Genomic DNA, 17,900 nt, shown 5'->3' with positions numbered 1-17,900 from the left:
GGAACTGGACGGGGCCTCGTCGCGTCGTCCCACCCGACGGTGAAGGGGGCAGCGGTGGGACGGAAGGGATGGTCCGCCCACGGGCGCGGCAGCTCGTGGTGGGGGCGTGGCCTGACCGGTGCAGGGCTGGTCGCGGCCTGCCTGCTCGCCGGGCACGGGTTCGTGCCGCAGGCGGGGGTGCGGGTGGGGAGTCTGGTGGAGACGTTCCTGCCGTGGGTGGGGCTCGTCGTTCCCGTGCTCGTGGTGGTCGCGGCGCTCGTGCGGTCGTGGGCCGTGCTCGTCGCGGCGGTCGTGCCGGGGGTCGTGTGGGCGGTGATGTTCGGGCCGCTGCTTGTTCCGGAGAGCGGTGGGGCGGGCGATCTTGTCGTCGCGCAGCACAACGTGAGCGACGAGAACGCGGATCCCGACGGGACGGCGCGGGCCCTGCGGGACGCCGGTCCGGATCTTGTCGCACTTGAGGAGCTGACGCCTGCGGCGCTGCCCCGCTACTCGGCGGCGCTGGCGCGGACGTACCCGCATGACGCCGTGGACGGCTCCGTCGGGCTGTGGTCGCGGTATCCGCTGCGGGACGTGCGGCCGGTGGACCTCCGGCCCGACGGGCTCGACGACCCCGGCTGGCGGCGTGGGCTGCGGGCGACGGCGGCCACGCCGCACGGGGACGTCGCGGTGTACGTCGTCCACCTGCCGTCCGTGCGGATCGGGGCGGGCGGCTTCCGGTCCGAGTGGCGCGACGACAGCGCGCGGAAGCTCGGGCGGGTCCTCGCGGCGGAGCCGCTGGAGCGCGTCGTCCTCGCCGGCGACCTGAACAGCACCCTCGACGACCGTGCCCTGTCGCCCGTGACGGACCGGCTCGCCGGCCCCCGCTCCGGCCTCGCCTTCAGCTGGCCGGCGTCCCTGCCGCTGGCCCGCATCGACCAGGTGCTGGTCCGCGGGGGCGCGGTCGGCGCGGTCCGTGCCCTCCCGGCGACCGGGAGCGATCACCTGCCCGTCCTCGCGCACCTCTCATTCCAGCAGGTGCGTTCCGGTTGACGGTCCTGACAAGATGCCCCGCATGGGCGCACACACGAACGACGAATCGATCCTCTACGTCACCGACCTCGGGTACGAGGCGCGGGGGCGGCGGTACTGCGACGAGGACATCTGGCTGAGCGGGCGGCTGCGCGAGTGGTTCGACCTCGCGCTCTGCCACCCGCGGGACGCCGCCGCGCTGATGGGGCGGTTCGACGCGGTCGTGGTGCGCAACAGCGGGCCGGTGATCCACTACCGCGAGGTGTACGAGGAGTTCCGGGAGGCCGCGCGGGCCGGCGGGGTGCGGCTGTTCAACCCGTTGACCGGGAAGGGCGACATGAGCGGGAAGGAGTATCTGTTCTCGCTCTTCGGTGAGGGGTACCCCGTCATCCCCAGCGTGGGGCGGCGCGAGGACTTCGGCCTTCTGCCGGACGCCGACGAGTACGTCGTGAAGCCGGTGCTCGGGGCCGACTCCGTCGGGCTGCGGTTCGTGGAGCGGGGCGGGCTCGACGGTGTGGACCCCGCCGGGATGCTGGTCCAGCCGCGGATCCCGTTCACGTACGAGGTGTCCTTCTATTTTGTCGGGCGGAACTTCCAGTACGCGCTGTACGCGCCGCACCCCGAGGCGCGCTGGGTGCTCGAGACGTACGAACCGACCGCCGCGGACCTGGAGTTCGCGCAGCGGTTCGTGGACTGGAACGACCTCCCGTACGGCATCCAGCGCGTCGACGCCTGCCGCGCGCCGGACGGCGAGCTGCTGCTCGTGGAGCTGGAGGACCTCAACCCGTATCTGTCCCTCGACCGGGTGGGCGAGCGGGAGCGGGAGGGGTTCGTGACGGCGATGGCCGCCTCGCTGCGGGAGGTGCTGGGCTCGCCGCGCGTCAGGTGAGCGCCGCCAGCGCCTTGCCCACTTCCGTCCCGTACGCCGCGGGGTTCTCGTGCAGGAAGAAGTGGCCTCCGTCGACGAGCTCCAGGGTGAACGGGCCGGTCGTCTCGTGCCGCCAGGCCGCCGCGTCGGACTCGGTGACGTGGCGGTCCTTCGCGCCCGTCAGGGCGGTGACGGGACAGGCGAGGCGCGGGGCGGGGCGGTGGACGTAGGTCCGGACGGCGTTGAAGTCGGCGCGCAGCGACGGCAGGGCCAGCCGGAGGACCTCGGGGTGGTCCAGGGCGCTCGTGCCGGGGCCGTCCAGGCGGCGGACCAGGGCGAGGATCGCGTCGTCGTCCAGCGGCTCGTCGCGAGACGGCCGCGGGACCGAGGGGCCCTGGCGGCCGGAGACGATCAGGCCGGCCGGCGCGAGGCGGCGGGCCGCCTCGTACGCGACCAGGGCGCCCATGCTGTGGCCGAGGAGCACCAGGGGCGTCTCGGGGGCCTCGTACGCGGCCAGCTCCTGTACGACGGCGTCCGCGAGCGCCTCGATCGTCGGCAGCGGGGGTTCGCGGTGCCGGTCCTGGCGGCCGGGGTACTGGACGGCCAGCACCTCCACGTCCGCCGCCTCCGGCGGAAGCTCCCTGGTCATGAGCCGGAACGCGGCCGCCGAGCCGCCCGCGTAGGGGAAGCAGACCAGCCGCACGCCCGGGGCCTGTGCCGCGGGGGCGTGGAAGACGCGTAACCAGTCCGTGCTCATGTTCACTCGACGCTCCTCACTCGGCTCGCTCCCGGCTGCGATCACCCTAGGTGGAGCGTCATGCGCTTCGCTTGCGCGGAGTCGTCTTCTTCGCCGTGGTCTGCTTTGCAGTGGTCTTCTTTGCCGTCGTCTTCTTCGCCGACGTCGTCTTCTTCGCTGTCGCCTTCTTCGCCGACGTCGTCTTCCTCGCCGACGTCGACTTCTTCGACTCGGCCGCCTTCTTCGCGCCCGCTGTCGCCGTGGACTTCTTCGCGCCCGTCTCCTTCGGCGTGCTCCGCGACGACGACGCCGTGCGCTTGCGGGCCGACAGGTCCGTGACCGACGCCGGCGCCTCGCCCCGGGCCTCCTTCGCCGCGCGGACGCTGCTCTCCAGCGCCGCCATCAGGTCGATGACCCGGCCGCCGCCCTCCTCCTCCGGCGCCGACGGCGCCACCGCCTCGCCGCCCGCCGCCTTCGTGGCGATCATCTCCTCGACCGCCTCGCGGTAGTCGTCGTGCAGCGAGGTGATGTCGACCTCGCCCAGCGTCGCCATCAGCGCGTCCGCCAGGTCGAGTTCGGCCTCCCGCACCGTCACCTGGGTCTCCGGCGCCACGCCCTCCGGTTCGCGGATCTCGTCCGGCCAGAGCAGGCCGTGCATGGCGATCACGTCGTCGACGACCCGCAGCATGCCCAGCCGCTCCCGCCCCCGCAGCGCGTACTTCGCCACGGCGACCTTCTCGCTGCGCTTCAGCGCCTCGCGCAGCAGCGTGTACGGCTTCGCGGCCGGCACCCCGTTGGCGGACAGGTAGTACGCCGCGTCCATCTGGAGCGGGTCGATCTCGCCGGCCGGCACGAACGCCACGATCTCGATCGTCTTCGCGGTGGGCAGCGGCAGCGAGGCCAGGTCCTCGTCCGTGATCGGGATCATGGAGCCGTCGGCGTCCTCGTACGCCTTGCCGATGTCCGCCGTCGCGATCTCCTCGCCGTCCAGCTCGCAGACCTTCCGGTAGCGGATCCGGCCGCCGTCCTCCGTGTGGATCTGCCGGAACGAGACGGACCGGCTCTCGGTCGCGTTCACGAGCTTGATCGGGATGCTGACCAGCCCGAACGAGATGGCACCGTTCCAAATGGATCGCACGTTCATCCCTTTCGACGGCATAGGTCCGGTCTACTGACAGATTCGTGGGATTCTCATCGTATGTCGCCTCTCACAGAGGTGGAGGGGCGCCGACTGGCCCTGAGCAATCTGGACAAGGTCCTCCACCCCGCCACCGGCACCACCAAGGGCGAGCTGCTGCACTACTACGCCGTCACGGCCGCCGCGATGCTCCCCCATCTGCGGGACCGTCCGGTCTCCTTCCTGCGCTATCCCGACGGTCCCGAGGGCCAGCAGTTCTTCACCAAGAACCCGCCGCCCGGCACGCCCGCATGGGTGACGACCGCGCCCGTGCCCCGCTCCGAGGACCCCCGGGCGCGGCAGCCGGTGATCCAGGACCTGCCGTCGCTCGTCTGGGCGGCGAACCTCGTCGTGGAGTTCCACACCCATCAGTGGCGGATGGAGACCCCGGCCGTCGCCGACCGGCTCGTCTTCGACCTCGACCCCGGGCCGCCCGCCACCGTCGTGCAGTGCTGCGCCGTCGCGCTGCGGCTGCGGGAGCGGCTGGCGGCGGACGGCCTGGAGGCGTTCGCCAAGACCTCCGGCGCGAAGGGGCTGCATCTGCTGGTGCCGCTCGTCCCGACGCCGTCGCAGCAGGTCTCGGCGTACGCGCGACAGCTCGCCGTCGAGGCGGAGGCGGAGGCTCCGAAGCAGGTCGTGCACCGGATGGCGAAGGCGCTGCGACCCGGCAAGGTCTTCGTCGACCACAGCCAGAACGCCGCCGCGAAGACCACTGCCACGCCGTACACCCTGCGCGCCCGGACCCTGCCGACCGTCTCCGCGCCGGTCACCTGGGACGAGGTGGAGGGCTGCCGGGATCCGGAGCGGCTGGTGTTCCTGATGGACGACATCGCGCCACGTCTGGAGCGGTACGGGGAGCTGCTCGCGCCGCTGAACGAGGCGGGGCGGGGCGGGAGGCTGCCGTGACGGCGGACGAGGCGGGCGGCGCTGCCGACGTTCCCGACGGTCTCGCCCCGCCCGTCCGGGTCGCGCTCGCGCGCTCCGTGGACCGGATGCCGCGCGGCTCCGGGCTCGCGTACGAGCCGAAGTTCGACGGGCACCGGCTGGTGATCCTGCGGTACCCCGGCGAGAAGGTGCTGCTCCAGGCCCGTTCCGGGCGGATCGTCACCGCCGCGTTCCCCGACCTCGCCGAGGCGGCGCGGCGCCTGCCGGCCGGGACGGTGCTCGACGGCGAGGTCGTCGTGTGGCACGAGGGCCGGACCGACTTCGCCGCCGTCCAGACGCGCGCGATGGCCACGCCCGCGCGGGCCCCCGCCCTCGCGCGCCGGCTCCCCGCCTCGTACGCCGCCTTCGACCTGCTCGCGGAGGGCGGCGCGGACCTGCGCGGGAAGCGGTACGCGGTACGGCGCGAACGGCTCGTCGCGGTCCTCGGGCCGCTGGGGCCGCCGCTCCAGCCGGTGCCGATGACGACCGACCCGGAGGAGGCGGCGACCTGGTACGAGACCCTGCCCGCGGCCGGGGTCGAGGGGCTGGTCGTGAAGCGGCTCGACCACACGTACCGGGGCGGGGCCCGGCAGTGGGAGAAGCTGCGGCACACCGACACCCGGGACGCGGTCGTCGTCGGGTTCACCGGGCCGCCCCAACGGCCGTCCGCGCTGGTCGTCGTGGTGCCGGACGACGACACGCCCGTCCTGTCCAACCCGCTCTCGCCGGCGCTGCGGGTGACGGCGGGGCGGGCGATCGGCGACGTCACGGCCGGGGACGCCGGGGAAGAGGGGGTGGTCGCCGCCGTGGGAGTGGGCGACGTCCGCTATACGCGCCTGCCGCCGGAACTGTCGGCGGCGCTGGCCGCCGAGGTGTCCCGCGGCACCACCCGGCTCCATCACCTCATCACCGTCCTGCGGCTGCGCGTCGCCGAGTGACCGACGGGGCGGCGCCCGTCGGCGCGCGGTCCGTCCGACCCCGACCCGAACGCCCCCCTGCGACACACCGTCACGCGCCCCCCGCGCGCTCCCCGTGTGGCGCAAAGCGAGCGGCCCGCGGGCCCGCCGGGAACCGCGGCCTGTCGTCGGGTCCTCCTTGCCGTTCGGGTGGTGCACACTTGCCCCCTAGCACAGCGCGCTCATGGGGAGGTGGGGGCATGTTGGCCGGGATCGATGAGGTCGACTGGGCCTCGTTGGGACATGCGTACGGCCCTGCCGACGACGTGCCGGCGCTGCTGCGCGGACTCACCTCGGCCGACTCCGAGGTGCGCGAGACCGCGCTCGACGGCCTCTACGGAGCGGTGCACCACCAGGGGGACGTGTACGACTCCACGCTCGCCTGCATCCCCTTCCTGCTGGAACTGGTCGCGGACCCGGCGGTCCAGGACCGCGGCGGCATCGTCGAGTTACTCACCAGCATCGGCGGGATCGACCTCGACGGCGACGACGAACTGGACGAACTCGGCCTGGACGCCGAGGAGTTCGAGGACGCGGCGAACTACGCGATGGCGGCCGCGGGAGTCGCCGCCGGCGCGGAGGTGTTCTTCGGCCTGGTCTTCGATCCCGACCCGGAGGTGCGGCTCGCAGCGCCGTGCGCCCTCGCCTCGCTGCACCCCGAGCCGGCCCGGGTGCTGACGCTGCTGCGGGAACGGCTCACCGTGGAGACGGACACGCAGGTGCGGCTCGCGCTGGTGGAGGCGGTCGGGCGCATCGCGCTGAGACACGAATCGCTGCACGAGGAGACGGTGGACTGGCTGGCCCTCGTCGCGCAGGCGGCCCGCGCGCCCGGGCTGCGGCTCGCCGCGCTGGCGCAGCTCGCCCGCTGCGCGCCGGACCGGCTGCCGCCGGACGTGGTGGTGACGGTGACCGGACTCCTGGAGGAGGTCCGGCAGGAGGGACGCGCCGAGGCGGCGCGGGCGACGCGAAGCGATGAGGGTCCCCCCGGACGAAGTCCGGGGGAGGATAGGGCGCGGTTCGGGGCGTACGGGGAGCTGCCGGAGACGTACGTCGGGTACGACGGTCGCGAGGGGTACGACGGGTACGACGGTCGCGAGGGGTACGACGGGTACGACGGTCGCGAGGGGTACGACGGGTACGACGGTCGCGACAGGCACGCCGACGGGTACGGCAGCGACTTCGACGACCTGGCCGAGCTGCCCGACGCCGACACCGGCGTCCAGATCGACGTCGACGTCGACGCAGACCTGGACGCGGACCTCGACGCCGACCTGGGCGTCCTGGACGTCGACGCCGCCGGGCACCCCGCTCTCCTCGGCTACCTGCGCGCCCTCGACGGCGAGCGGCGCGACGGCCACGTCACCCCCTGGACCGACGAGCTGCTCCGCACCCTGCACACCGCCCTGGACGACCGGGTCGACGACCGCATCGCGCTGGTCGTCGCCCAACTGCGCAGCCCCGACTGGGGGCAGCGGGCCGACGCGATCTGGATGTGCGGCGGGCTGATACGGGTGTGGCGCGGGCGGTACGAGGAGGTGGTCCGGCTCGTCGGCGAGCAGTTGGGCGACCCGGAGCCGCGCGTGCGGGAGGCCGCGGCGCAGTGGCTGGAGGAGCTGTTCGAGCTGGCCTGTCCGGCGGGCGACGCGCTGGCGGCGCGGGTCGCGGCGGAGGACCGGCCGTGGGTGCGGGAGCGGCCGGGCGGGCGGATCGGGCTGGGCAGCGCGCTGCTGGCGCTGGCCCGGTCGGGCGACGCGCGGGCCGTGCCGGCGGTCGCCCGGGCGCTGGAGCGGCCGGACGTACGCGACCAGCTCCTCTACACGGTGCCGCTGCTCGGCCCGGCCGCCGCGCCGCTCGCGCCGCTGCTGCGGCGCCGGCTGGGCGAGGTGGTGCTTGACGACGCGCTGTACGACCACGCGGCGCCCTTGCTGTACGCGCTGACCGCGCTGCGGGCCGGGCAGGCCGCGCCGGAGGTGCTGCGGGTGCTGCGGGGCGCGCCGGCGTACCGGCGGGACTGGGTGCAGGAGTCGGCGCTGCGGGCGCTGGCAGCGTTCGGACCGGCGGCCCGGGAGGCGGTGCCGGACCTGCGGCGGCTGCTGGAGAGCCGTACGGCTCCGGTGGCGACCGAGGCGGCGCGGGCGCTGTGGTCGGTGACGGGTGAGGCGGCGGCGGTGCTGCCGGTCCTGGTGGGGTGGCTGGCGCCGGACCGCGACTGTGCGGACCGGCGGGCGGCGGCCGCGGTGCTGGGAGCCGTGGGCCCGGCGGCGGCCGGGGCCGCGGCGGCGCTGCGCAGGTGTCTGACGGCGCGGGACCTGTGGCTGCGGGTGGACGGCGCGGCGGCGCTGTGGCGCGTCGCGGGCGATGCGCAGGCCGCACTCCCTGTGCTGCTCGCGGCCTGGGAGCAGAACCGTCACACCCGCGTGACGGTGGCCGAATGCCTGGCGGAGATGGGCCCGGCGGCGGCCGCGGCGGCGCCCACAATCCGGGCCGAACTGGCCCGCCGGCGCCGGCACAACGTGGTGGCGGGCGGCACGGGCAGCCACGACGTCCACGAGGACGAGAAGCTCCTCACCTTCTGCCGGGCCGCCCTCGCCCGCATGGAGCGCGCGGCGGGGGGATGAGGCCGGGGACAAGGCCCGCGGCCAGGTCCGGGGCGGGCGCCTGACGGCACACCGTCACGCAAAAGGGACATAACGCCTACCGGTTGCTACGTTGCCGACCATGACCGCAACGACGTCGCCGCCCCGGACCCCGCCCGGCGTGCACGTCCCGAAGCGGCGCGGCGTGGAACTCTCGCTCCTGATCGGGGCGGTGCTCCTGTCCGTCTTCGGCTATCTGGAGGTCGGCCTGGCGCACGACGGCACCGTGCCGCCCGACGCCGCACGGTACGGCGCAGGGCTCGGGCTGCTCGCGCTGCTCGCGCACCTCGCCGTACGGTTCCGCGCGCCCTTCGCCGATCCGCTGCTGCTGCCGATCGCGGTCCTGCTCAACGGCCTCGGCCTGGTGCTCATCTACCGGCTCGACCTGGAGACGCCACGCGACCAGGCCGCGCCGACCCAGCTGGTCTGGTCGACGCTCGGCGTCGGCCTGTTCATCGTGGTCGTCGTGCTGCTGCGGGACCACCGGACGCTGCAACGGTACGCGTACCTCTCCGTCGCCGCCGCGCTCGCGCTCATGATCGTGCCGATCTTCTTCCCCGCGGTGAACGGGGCGAAGATCTGGATCCGGCTCGGCGGACTCTCCTTCCAGCCGGGCGAGTTCGCGAAGATCCTGCTGGCGGTCTTCTTCGCCGCATACCTCGCGGCGAACCGCAACGCGCTGGCGTACACCGGCCGCCGCATCTGGCGGCGGCTGCAGTGGCTGCAGCTGCCGCCGGGGCGGGTGCTCGGGCCGATCGTGGCGATCTGGCTGCTGAGCGTCGGGGTGCTGATCCTGGAACGCGACCTCGGGACGTCCCTGCTCTTCTTCGGGCTCTTCGTGGTCATGCTGTACGTCGCGACGGGGCGGACCGGCTGGATCGCGGTGGGCATGCTGCTCGCCGGACTCGGGGCGTTCGCGGTCGGCTCGCTCGAACCGCACGTCCACACCCGGGTGGAGGACTGGCTCAACCCCTTCGCCTCCATCGAGGCCGGCGACGGGCCGGGGCAGCTCGCCCAGTCGCTGTTCGCGTTCGCCGCGGGCGGGATGCTCGGCACCGGCCTCGGGCTCGGGAACTCGGTGCTCATCGGCTTCGCCGCCAAGTCGGACTTCGTCCTCGCGACGGCCGGCGAGGAGCTGGGCCTGGTGGGGCTGACCGCACTGTTCCTGCTGTACGCGCTGCTCGTCGCGCGCGGCTACCGGGCCGGGCTCGCGCTGCGGGACCCGTTCGGCCGGCTGCTCGCGATCGGGCTCGCGTCGATCCTGGCGCTCCAGGTGTTCGTGATCGCGGGCGGGGTGACCGGGCTGATCCCGCTGACCGGCATGGCGATGCCGTTCCTGGCGCAGGGCGGTTCGTCGGTGGTGACCAACTGGGTGATCGTGGCGCTGCTGATCCGGCTCAGCGACTCGGCCCGCATGCCGCGCCCGGAGACCGCCGAACCGGGCGTCGTCGCGCCGGTGGACGGGGGCGTGCGATGAGCGGGGAGAAGGAGGGGGTACGCGGGCGGGCGCGCGACCCCCGCGGCGGGCGCTCCATGGTGGCGTACATCCGCCGCGCCGCCGCCCTGCTCCTCGTCCTGCTCGCCGCGCTGCTGGTCAACGCGGCGCGCGTGCAGGTCCTGGACGCCGGCGCGCTGGACGACAACCCGGGCAACAAGCGCGCGGCGATCAGCCGGTACGCCCAGCCGCGCGGGGACATCCTGGTGGACGGCCGGCCCGTGACCGGCTCGCGGGACAGCGGCGAGCAGCTGCGCTACGAGCGCACGTACCCGAAGGGCCCCGTGTACGCGCCGGTGACCGGCTACTCGTCCCAGACGTACGGCACCACGTTCCTGGAGAACGCGGCAGACCCCGTCCTCGACGGCACCGACCCGATGCTCGCGCCGCTGCCGTTCTGGAACGACCTCAGCCGGGACCGCGAGCCGGGCGGCGACGCGGTGACCACGATCCGCGCGGCCGTGCAGGAGGCCGCGTACCGGGGGCTCGGCGGCAAGCGGGGCGCGGTCGCGGCGGTCGAGCCGTCGAGCGGGCGGATCCTCGCCCTTGTGAGCAGTCCGTCGTACGACCCGGGCGTGCTGTCGGGAACGGGGCAGCCGGTACGGGACGCGTGGGCGCGGCTGAACCGCTCGCCGAACCAGCCGATGCTGAACCGGGCGATCCGTCAGACGTACCCGCCCGGCTCGACGTTCAAGATCGTGACCGCCGCGGCGGCGCTGGACGCGGGGGTGGTGACGGACGTCGACGCGCCGACGGACACCCCGGAGCCGTACGTCCTTCCCGGGACCCGGACCGTGCTGCCGAACGCGGCGCGCGGCTGCGAGGACGCCTCGCTCGCGGACGCGATCCGCTGGTCGTGCAACACGGTCATGGCACAACTCGGCGTGGACGTCGGCCTGGACGGGATGGTGGAGGCGACCGAACGGTTCGGCTTCCGTGACCCGGGGCTGCGGATCCCCTCCGGGGTGGCCGCGTCCAACTTCGACCGGGACATGAGCGTCGACCAGCTCGCGCTGTCGTCGATCGGGCAGTTCGACACCCGGGCCACGCCGTTGCAGATGGCGATGGTGGCGGCGGCGGTCGCGAACAACGGCGAGATCGCGTACCCGTACCTGCTGGACCGCGAGACGACCGCGGGCGGCCGGACGGTGGACCGGACCGGCCGGCGCAGCTACCGGCAGGCGATGCGCGCCGGGACGGCGCTGCGGCTGCAGCAGCTGATGGAGGACGTGGTGACGCGGGGCACCGGCACGAACGCGGCGATCCCCGGCGCGCGGGTCGGCGGCAAGACGGGCACGGCCCAGCACGGCGTGGGCAACGCGGGCACGCCGTACGCCTGGTTCATCGCCTTCGCCCAGGCGGACGGCGCGCCACAGCCGGGCGTCGCGGTCGCCGTGGTCGTGGAGGACGCGGAGGCCCGCCGCACGGAGATCAGCGGCAACGGCATCGCGGCGCCGATCGCGAAGGCGGTCATGGAGGAGGCCCTGCGCGCGGAACCACGAGGTCCGTGAGGGGGGGGCGGGCGGGGCCCGGCGCGGGCCGGACGCCCGGTCGGGCAGGCGCCCGCCGCCCGGCCCGGCGACCGCCCGGCCTGCGTCACCCCTGCCCGCGCCGGCTCTGCCCGCGTCAGCGGATCAGCTCGTGTCAGCCGATCGGCTTGCGCATCTCCGCGCGGACCTTCGCCGTGGTCTCGGCGACCGAGGCGAGGTCGACCTTCTTCGGGTCCATCACGGCTGTCTCGGCCGTCACGACGGCGACGAACGAGGCGGTGTTGCCGTCGCCCCAGGCGCACATCGGCAGCGTGGAGGTGACTCCGCCATCCTTGGAGCGCGCGACCTGGCAGCTGATGGTCACGTCGTGACCGGCCGGACGGAAGTCCTTCGGCGGCACGACGAGCGTCGTGTTCGGGTCCTCGACGGCGCCCTCGAGGATCAGGTCGCGGGTGCCGTCCGGGTCGCTGAGGCGGCCGTGGAAGCCGGAGACGACGAGCACGGACGCGTTCTCGCCCTCGTACTGGGCGATCGCGGCCTTGGCGTCCCTGACGGTGGGGTCGATCGTCTCCTCGACCTCCTTGCCCTCGGTGGCGGAGGAGTCGGTGACCAGGTTGTAGTCGCCGAGGAGCGTCTTCGGGACGGTCAGCTTGTACTTGGCCTCGGGGAAGGACGACTCGACGCCGTCGTACAGGGACTTGCTCAGGAACGCGAGGCCTCCGACGATCAGCACGACGACGAGCACGACGCCGCCGACGATGCCGAGGATCAGACCGGTCCGGTTCTTCCTCGGCGGCGGCACCGGCTGCCCGAAGGGCGCCTGTGGCTGTCCCCAGCCGCCCTGCGCGGGGCCCTGCCCCGGGTACTGCGGCGGGACGCCCTGCGGGGCGGCCGCGTGGGGCGGGCCGTACGGGCCCGGCTGCGGGGGCATGGGGCCGCTCGCGTACGGGTTGCCCGGCTGGGGCTGCGGCGGCTGCGGTGGCGTGCTCATGCGGGGAACCGTACGACACCCCACCGACAACGGAACCGGGGGCCCCGGCCCCCGGTCCGGCCCCGTCCGGCGTTCAGGCGCGGCGGCGGTTGACCGACGTGAGGTCGATGTCGATGGGGAACGGGACGGTCAACTTGAGCCGGTCGTGGAAGATGCCGGTGGGGACGTACGACTTGGTCACGGGTTCCAGCTCGAAGACGTAGACGACCGGCAGGCCGTCGTTCTCCTCCACCCGCCAGAAGTGCCGGAAACCCGCCTCGGCGTACTTGCGCGGCTTGACGTCACGGTCTCGCTGCACGGATTCCTCGGAGACGACTTCAACGGCGAGAAGGACGTCCTCGGGCCGCAGGCAGGTGCGCCAGGGCCCGGTGTCGGCTCCCTCATTCACCACGAGCAGGTCCGGTTCGGGCCGGTTTCGCTCGTCGAGCTTGATCGTCATCTCCCGGATGGCCTCCAGGTGCTCTGGGGCATGAGCCCACAACTCGTTCTCCAGGAGACGCAACGTGCGTGAACGGACTCGAGTCTGCGGACTCACGAACACCAGGCTCCCGTCGATCAGCTCCGTATGTGGAGGCAGGTTCGGAAGCCGGTCCAGATCGTCCGCCGTCCAGCCGCCGGCCGGGGGACGAGGCCACTCGTAGTCGTCGTCCAGCCCGTACTCGCGTGCGGGGCCCATGGTTGCTCCCATGGAGCGGAGTCTGCCTGACACAGCCAGGCTACCCAGGGTGAACGCCGAACCGCCCCTCTGACGGGCGAAGAGCCGGTCTCGACATTGACGCAGGAATATGCCCCCTACTCCCCCGCCCCCTCCGCGATCGCCTCCGTCACCTCCGCCACCCGCTCACGCTCCTCCGTCGCGAAGCGTTCGCGGTCCAGGGCTTCGGCTATCTCCTCGTCCTGGGTCATCAGGAGGTCCAGGTTGGAGTCGCCGAGGTCGAAGACGCCCATGTCGAGGTATGCCTTCTGGAGCCGTTCGCCCCACAGGCCGATGTCCTTCACGCAGGGCACGATCCGGCTGAACAGCAGCTTGCGGAACAGGTGCAGGAACTCGTTGTTCTCCGAGTACTCCTCCGCCTCCTTGCGCGGGATGCCGAAGTTCTCCAGCACCTCGATCCCGCGCAGCCGGTCGCGCATCAGGTAGCAGCCCTCGATCACGAACTCCTCGCGTTCGCGCAGTTCGGCGTCCGTGAGCTGCCGGTAGTAGTCCCGCAGCGCCATCCGGCCGAAGGCCACGTGCCGGGCCTCGTCCTGCATCACGTACGCCAGGATCTGTTTCGGCAGCGGCTTGTCGGTGGTGTCGCGGATCATGCCGAAGGCGGCGAGGGCGAGGCCCTCGATGAGCACCTGCATGCCGAGGTACGGCATGTCCCAGCGGGAGTCGCGGAGCGTGTCGCCGAGCAGGGCCTGGAGGTTGTCGTTGATCGGGTAGAGCATGCCGATCTTCTCGTGCAGGAACCGGCCGTAGATCTCGGCGTGCCGGGCCTCGTCCATGGTCTGCGTCGCGGAGTAGAACTTGGCGTCGAGGTCGGGCACCGACTCCACGATGCGGGCGGCGCAGATCATCGCGCCCTGCTCGCCGTGCAGGAACTGGCTGAACTGCCAGGAGGCGTAGTGCCGGCGCAGTTCGCCCTTGTCCTTCTCGGTCATCCTGGCCCAGTGGCGGGTGCCGTGCAGGGTCAGCACGTCGTCGGGGGTGCCGAGCGGGTCGTACGGGTCGACCTCAAGCTCCCAGTCGATGCGCTTCGCGCCGTCCCACTGCTTGTCCTTGCCCTTCTGGTACAGGGCCAACAGCCGCTCGCGGCCGTCTTCGTACTCCCAGGTGAAACGGGCCGAGCCGCCGGCCGGAACCTGCCAGACCTGGTCTCCCGGGGCGTTCGCGTACAGGTCGTGCGTCGACACCGACGCCTCCTCACACCGTTGTACGGGGCGGTCGGGGAGCAGGCTCACACGCGGTAGACGGCGAGTCAACAAGTCGCGCACGGGGGATTGACGCCCGACTTGCTGACGAGCAGTCTCATAAGCGCGGGGCCCGTCCCGGCCCCAACTCCACGGCAAGCACAGCGAGGTGCGCACGGCCATGACGACATCCACGGAACCGGACTTCACGCTGTTGCGCGACGCGCTCGGCCCGCTGCGCGACCGCGAGCAGCTCGCCGAGCGGCTGCTCGAATCGTCGCTCAAGCACTCGTTCGACCCGGAGAAGGAGCTGGACTGGGACGCACCGTTCGAGGACGGCAAGTGGTTCTGGCCGCCGGAGCTGGTCTCCCTCTACGACACTCCGCTGTGGCGGCGGATGGGCGAGGAGCAGCGGCACGACCTGGCCCGCCACGAGGCCGCCTCACTGGCTTCGCTGGGCATCTGGTTCGAGATCATCCTGATGCAGCTGCTCGTCCGGCACATCTACGACAAGTCTCTGACCAGCCATCATGTCCGCTACGCGCTCACCGAGATAGCGGACGAGTGCCGGCACTCGATGATGTTCGCCAAGCTGATCCGCCAGGGCGGCACCCCGGACTACCCGGTGCCGCGGATCTACCACAACCTCGCCCGCGTCCTGAAGACCGTCTCCACCACGCCCGGCTCGTTCGCCTCGACCCTGCTCGGCGAGGAGATCCTCGACTGGATGCAGCGGCTGACCTTCCCGGACGAGCGGGTGCAGACCCTGGTCCGGGGGGTCACCCGCATCCACGTGGTCGAGGAGGCCCGGCACGTCCGGTACGCCCGCGAGGAACTGCGCCGCCAGATGGTGACCGCGCCCCGCTGGGAGCAGGAGTTCACCCGGCTCAGCTGCGGCGAGGCGGCGCGGGTCTTCTCGGTCTGCTTCGTCAACCCGCGGGTCTACGAGAACGTGGGCCTCGACCGCCGCGAGGCCGTCGCCCAGGTGAAGGCGAGCGGGCACCGCCGCGAGGTCATGCAGACCGGCGCGAAGCGCCTGACCGACTTCCTCGACGACATCGGCCTCCTGCGCGGCCCGGGCCGCGCGCTGTGGCGGTCGTCGGGGCTGCTGGCGTAGGGGGAAGCCTCTGCCGCGGAACATCGCCCCGTGACATGGCCTCGTGTTCATACCGGCGGGTTACGCTGCGTGGCATGACCAGTGCCGCCTCGCCCGCGTACCGCAGGCTCAGCGTCGAGGAGCGCCGTACCCAGCTGCTCGGCGCGGCCCTCACGCTCTTCGCGCACCGCAGCCCGGACGAGGTCTCGCTCGACGACGTCGCCGAGACGGCAGGGGTCTCGCGGCCGCTCGTGTACCGGTACTTCCCGGGCGGCAAGCAGCAGCTGTACGAGGCCGCGCTGCGCTCCGCCGCCGACGAGCTGGAGGACTGCTTCGGCGAGCCGACCGACGGGCCGCCGACCGAGCGGCTCGCCCGGGTCCTCGACCGGTACCTCGCCTTCGTCGACCAGCACGACGCCGGTTTCAGCGCGCTGCTGCGCGGCGGCAGCGTCGTCGAGACCTCCCGCACCTCCGCCATCGTCGACGAGGTGCGCCGGTCCGCCGCCGAGCAGATCCAGCGGCATCTGGGCATGAGCCGGCCCGGGCCCCGGCTGCGCATGATGATCCGGACCTGGATCGCCGCCGTCGAGGCCGCCTCGCTCATCTGGCTCGACCAGGACAAGCAGCCGCCCGTCGGGGAGCTGCGCGACTGGCTCGTCGACCACCTCGTCGCCCTCCTCACCGCGACCGCCGCCACCGACCCCGAGACCGCCGGGGCCGTCGAGGCCCTGCTCGCCCAGGAGACCGCCTCCGGCGCGGTCGGGACCCTCGCCCGCCGGGTGATGCCGCTCGTCGGGCACGCCGCCCACCTGCTCTCCGACGACGCCGGGTGACACTGGAACCGTGCGAAGCGAGAACACCCCCTTTCACGGCGGCCCCCTGGACGGCGAGGTCCTGCCGATCCTCCTCGGCCCCACCGGCCACCCGCCGAAGTGGTACGAGGTCCCGGTACCGGACGACGCCGGCGGCCCGCCGACGCTCTTCGCGTACCGCCGCGAGCCGGCCGGGCACACCAAGCGGCTCGGCATCCAGCGCGGCTGGAAGTACGTGTACGCCCCCGAGGGCCGCGAACGCCCCAGGTGGCCCTGGTCGAGGCCGCCGCGGCCGATCGACTGACGGGACTGGATGGAGTGAGGGCGTTGGGCCGTTCCGCCCACCCGTGAGGTGACCCCACCGCCTCCCCCGCATCATCGCGGTGGAGGTGATGACGTGTCAGGAAAGCTGCTGCGCACGGTCTGCACGGGGATGCTCGCCGCGGCCACCGCCCTGGCCCCGACCCCGGCCGCGACCGCCGACGACCCGGCCGACCCGGCGCCGGCGGGTGTGACGGGGACCTCCGCCACCGGCGAGGACGACGAGGACGGCACGGAGACGCCGGTCCTGCCCGGGGACGTACCGGAGGAGGCGTCGGAGGGAGCATCGGAGGAGACGCCGGACGACGGCGTCGACCCTGCCGAGGACGAGTCCGCCGGGACCGACCCGGCCGGTGACCCGAACCTGGACGAGCCGTCCGACGCGCTCGACGACCTCGGTCTTCCCGGCACCGGCGACGCCTCCGAGCTGCCCGACCCCCTCGACCCGTCCCTCTCCCCCGGCGCGCCGTCCTCCCTCTCCCAGCTGCTCACCAGGCTCCGGACGCTCTACCAGGAGGCCGGCGCGGCCACCGAGACCTTCAACGCCACCGCCGAGGAGCTGAAGGTCAGGACCGCCGAGACCAAGGCCGTCACCGCCCGTCTCACCGCCGCCCGGACCGCGCTGGCGCGCAGCCGGGACGACGCGGGGCGGCTGGCACGGGAGCAGTACCAGGGCAGCAGCGAGTTCTCGTCGTATCTGCGGGTACTGCTCGCCCGCAACCCGCAGCAGGCCCTGGACCAGGGGCATCTGATGGAGCGTGCCGCGCGCGGCCGGGCCGCGACGATCGCCCGGCTGGCGGGCGGCGAGAAGCAGGCGGACGCGCTGGCGACCGCCTCCCGCAAGGCGCTGGACCGGCAGCAGGTGCTGACGGCGCGGCAGAAGAAGGCGCGGGACACGGTGGAGACGAAGCTGAAGGAGGTCCAGCGGCTGCTGGCCGGGCTCTCCCCCCAGGAGCTGACCGCGCTGTCCGAGCTGGAGCGCCGGGGCACGGCGGGCGCGCAGCGCGAACTGCTGGGCTCCGGGGTGCTGGACGGTCCGCGCACCCCGTCCCGGGAGGGCGGCGAGGCGCTGCGCTTCGCGGTGGCGCAGATCGGCAAGCCGTACGTGTGGGGCGCGGAGGGGCCGGAGTCGTACGACTGCTCCGGGCTGACCCAGCAGGCGTGGGCGAGCGCCGGGCGGGAGGTCCCGCGCACCAGCCAGGAGCAGTGGCGCACGCTGCCCAAGGTGCCGCTGCGCGAGCTGCGCCCGGGCGACCTGGTGGTCTACTTCCCGGGGGCCATGCATGTGGCGATCTACCTGGGCGAGGGCCTGGTGGTGCAGGCCCCGCGCCCGGGCGGCAAGGTCAAGGTCTCGCCGATCGCGGCGAACCCGCTCCTCGGCGCGGTCCGCCCGGACCCGTCCGGCGCCGCGCTCGCCTCGTACACGCCGCCCGAACTCCCGGAGGGGGCGACGGACGGCGCGGACGAGGGGTTCGACCGGGAGTGACGGGGAGA

General features: G+C 73.2%; 16 protein-coding genes. 11 read left to right on the top strand and 5 right to left on the bottom strand.

What is annotated here, in order from left to right:
* Positions 1-54: 54 nt before the first annotated feature.
* Together ACGFMM_RS05180 and ACGFMM_RS05175 are read left to right on the top strand one after the other, a co-directional pair.
* On the top strand, positions 55-1,029 hold the full coding sequence (locus ACGFMM_RS05180; RefSeq protein WP_393643271.1) for an endonuclease/exonuclease/phosphatase family protein: 975 nt from the start codon (positions 55-57) through the stop codon (positions 1,027-1,029).
* Positions 1,030-1,051: 22 nt separating this feature from the next.
* Positions 1,052-1,897, top strand: a complete 846-nt coding sequence (locus ACGFMM_RS05175; RefSeq protein ID WP_393643269.1) for a hypothetical protein — start codon at positions 1,052-1,054, stop codon at positions 1,895-1,897.
* On the opposite strand, the gene ACGFMM_RS05170 is transcribed toward ACGFMM_RS05175, so the two are convergent.
* Both ACGFMM_RS05170 and ACGFMM_RS05165 read right to left on the bottom strand, forming a co-directional pair.
* Positions 1,890-2,633, bottom strand: a complete 744-nt coding sequence (locus ACGFMM_RS05170; protein ID WP_393643757.1) for a thioesterase II family protein — start codon at positions 2,631-2,633, stop codon at positions 1,890-1,892. The two genes, ACGFMM_RS05175 and ACGFMM_RS05170, sit on opposite strands and share 8 nt — an antisense overlap.
* A 58-nt stretch (positions 2,634-2,691) precedes the next feature.
* Positions 2,692-3,750, bottom strand: a complete 1,059-nt coding sequence (locus ACGFMM_RS05165; RefSeq protein WP_393643267.1) for a Ku protein — start codon at positions 3,748-3,750, stop codon at positions 2,692-2,694.
* A gap of 60 nt (positions 3,751-3,810) precedes the next feature.
* Between ACGFMM_RS05165 and ligD the strand changes: the two genes are divergently transcribed.
* The 5 genes from ligD (at position 3,811) to ACGFMM_RS05140 (ending at position 11,311) form a co-directional block, all read left to right on the top strand.
* Positions 3,811-4,695 (top strand): non-homologous end-joining DNA ligase, encoded by an 885-nt coding sequence (gene ligD / locus ACGFMM_RS05160; RefSeq protein ID WP_393643265.1) that lies wholly within the window; start codon positions 3,811-3,813, stop codon positions 4,693-4,695.
* A gap of 86 nt (positions 4,696-4,781) precedes the next feature.
* Entirely contained in the window at positions 4,782-5,651 is an 870-nt protein-coding gene (locus tag ACGFMM_RS05155) for an ATP-dependent DNA ligase (protein WP_393643755.1), read from the top strand.
* Positions 5,652-5,869: 218 nt separating this feature from the next.
* Entirely contained in the window at positions 5,870-8,287 is a 2,418-nt protein-coding gene (locus ACGFMM_RS05150; RefSeq protein ID WP_393643263.1) for a PBS lyase, read from the top strand.
* A 100-nt stretch (positions 8,288-8,387) separates the two neighbouring features.
* A complete protein-coding gene (locus ACGFMM_RS05145; protein WP_393643261.1) occupies positions 8,388-9,782 on the top strand; it encodes an FtsW/RodA/SpoVE family cell cycle protein in 1,395 nt (464 codons plus the stop codon).
* Between the two features lie 56 nt (positions 9,783-9,838).
* On the top strand, positions 9,839-11,311 hold the full coding sequence (locus tag ACGFMM_RS05140; RefSeq protein WP_393643753.1) for a penicillin-binding transpeptidase domain-containing protein: 1,473 nt from the start codon (positions 9,839-9,841) through the stop codon (positions 11,309-11,311).
* Positions 11,312-11,444: 133 nt separating this feature from the next.
* Here ACGFMM_RS05140 and ACGFMM_RS05135 read toward each other — a convergent pair whose 3' ends face one another.
* From ACGFMM_RS05135 to ACGFMM_RS05125, 3 genes are all read right to left on the bottom strand, one after another.
* Positions 11,445-12,281: a hypothetical protein gene (locus tag ACGFMM_RS05135; protein WP_393643259.1), complete on the bottom strand. Its 837-nt coding sequence runs from the start codon at positions 12,279-12,281 to the stop codon at positions 11,445-11,447.
* 73 nt (positions 12,282-12,354) lie between these two features.
* Positions 12,355-12,957 carry a Uma2 family endonuclease gene (locus ACGFMM_RS05130; RefSeq protein ID WP_393643752.1) on the bottom strand — a complete coding sequence of 201 codons (603 nt, stop codon included), beginning with the start codon at positions 12,955-12,957 and terminating at the stop codon, positions 12,355-12,357.
* Between the two features lie 116 nt (positions 12,958-13,073).
* Entirely contained in the window at positions 13,074-14,180 is a 1,107-nt protein-coding gene (locus ACGFMM_RS05125; protein ID WP_393643257.1) for a ferritin-like domain-containing protein, read from the bottom strand.
* Between the two features lie 178 nt (positions 14,181-14,358).
* Between ACGFMM_RS05125 and ACGFMM_RS05120 the strand changes: the two genes are divergently transcribed.
* The 4 genes from ACGFMM_RS05120 to ACGFMM_RS05105 all read left to right on the top strand — a co-directional run bounded on the left by ACGFMM_RS05120 (position 14,359) and on the right by ACGFMM_RS05105 (position 17,892).
* Positions 14,359-15,294, top strand: coding sequence for a diiron oxygenase (locus ACGFMM_RS05120; protein ID WP_393643255.1), 936 nt, complete (start codon positions 14,359-14,361; stop codon positions 15,292-15,294).
* A gap of 74 nt (positions 15,295-15,368) precedes the next feature.
* Positions 15,369-16,106, top strand: a complete 738-nt coding sequence (locus ACGFMM_RS05115) for a TetR/AcrR family transcriptional regulator (RefSeq protein WP_393643253.1) — start codon at positions 15,369-15,371, stop codon at positions 16,104-16,106.
* 10 nt (positions 16,107-16,116) lie between these two features.
* A complete protein-coding gene (locus ACGFMM_RS05110) occupies positions 16,117-16,389 on the top strand; it encodes a hypothetical protein (protein ID WP_393643252.1) in 273 nt (90 codons plus the stop codon).
* 93 nt (positions 16,390-16,482) lie between these two features.
* Positions 16,483-17,892 (top strand): NlpC/P60 family protein, encoded by a 1,410-nt coding sequence (locus ACGFMM_RS05105; protein ID WP_393643250.1) that lies wholly within the window; start codon positions 16,483-16,485, stop codon positions 17,890-17,892.
* Positions 17,893-17,900 lie beyond the last annotated feature (8 nt).

The organism is Streptomyces sp. NPDC048604, from assembly GCF_043199435.1.
Lineage (GTDB): Bacteria > Actinomycetota > Actinomycetes > Streptomycetales > Streptomycetaceae > Streptomyces.
Note: the sequence above shows the minus strand (reverse complement) of the source record. Positions and strands in the feature narration are given on the sequence as shown.

Coding starts and splice junctions, on each gene's coding strand:
- ACGFMM_RS05145 (WP_393643261.1), top strand. CDS start 8,388: ATGACCGCAACGACGTCGCCGCCCCGGACCCCGCCCGGCGTGCACGTC.
- ACGFMM_RS05150 (WP_393643263.1), top strand. CDS start 5,870: ATGTTGGCCGGGATCGATGAGGTCGACTGGGCCTCGTTGGGACATGCG.
- ACGFMM_RS05130 (WP_393643752.1), bottom strand. CDS start 12,957: ATGGGCCCCGCACGCGAGTACGGGCTGGACGACGACTACGAGTGGCCT.
- ACGFMM_RS05170 (WP_393643757.1), bottom strand. CDS start 2,633: ATGAGCACGGACTGGTTACGCGTCTTCCACGCCCCCGCGGCACAGGCC.
- ACGFMM_RS05155 (WP_393643755.1), top strand. CDS start 4,782: ATGCCGCGCGGCTCCGGGCTCGCGTACGAGCCGAAGTTCGACGGGCAC.
- ACGFMM_RS05120 (WP_393643255.1), top strand. CDS start 14,359: ATGACGACATCCACGGAACCGGACTTCACGCTGTTGCGCGACGCGCTC.
- ACGFMM_RS05115 (WP_393643253.1), top strand. CDS start 15,369: ATGACCAGTGCCGCCTCGCCCGCGTACCGCAGGCTCAGCGTCGAGGAG.
- ligD (WP_393643265.1), top strand. CDS start 3,811: ATGTCGCCTCTCACAGAGGTGGAGGGGCGCCGACTGGCCCTGAGCAAT.
- ACGFMM_RS05175 (WP_393643269.1), top strand. CDS start 1,052: ATGGGCGCACACACGAACGACGAATCGATCCTCTACGTCACCGACCTC.
- ACGFMM_RS05135 (WP_393643259.1), bottom strand. CDS start 12,281: ATGAGCACGCCACCGCAGCCGCCGCAGCCCCAGCCGGGCAACCCGTAC.
- ACGFMM_RS05140 (WP_393643753.1), top strand. CDS start 9,839: ATGGTGGCGTACATCCGCCGCGCCGCCGCCCTGCTCCTCGTCCTGCTC.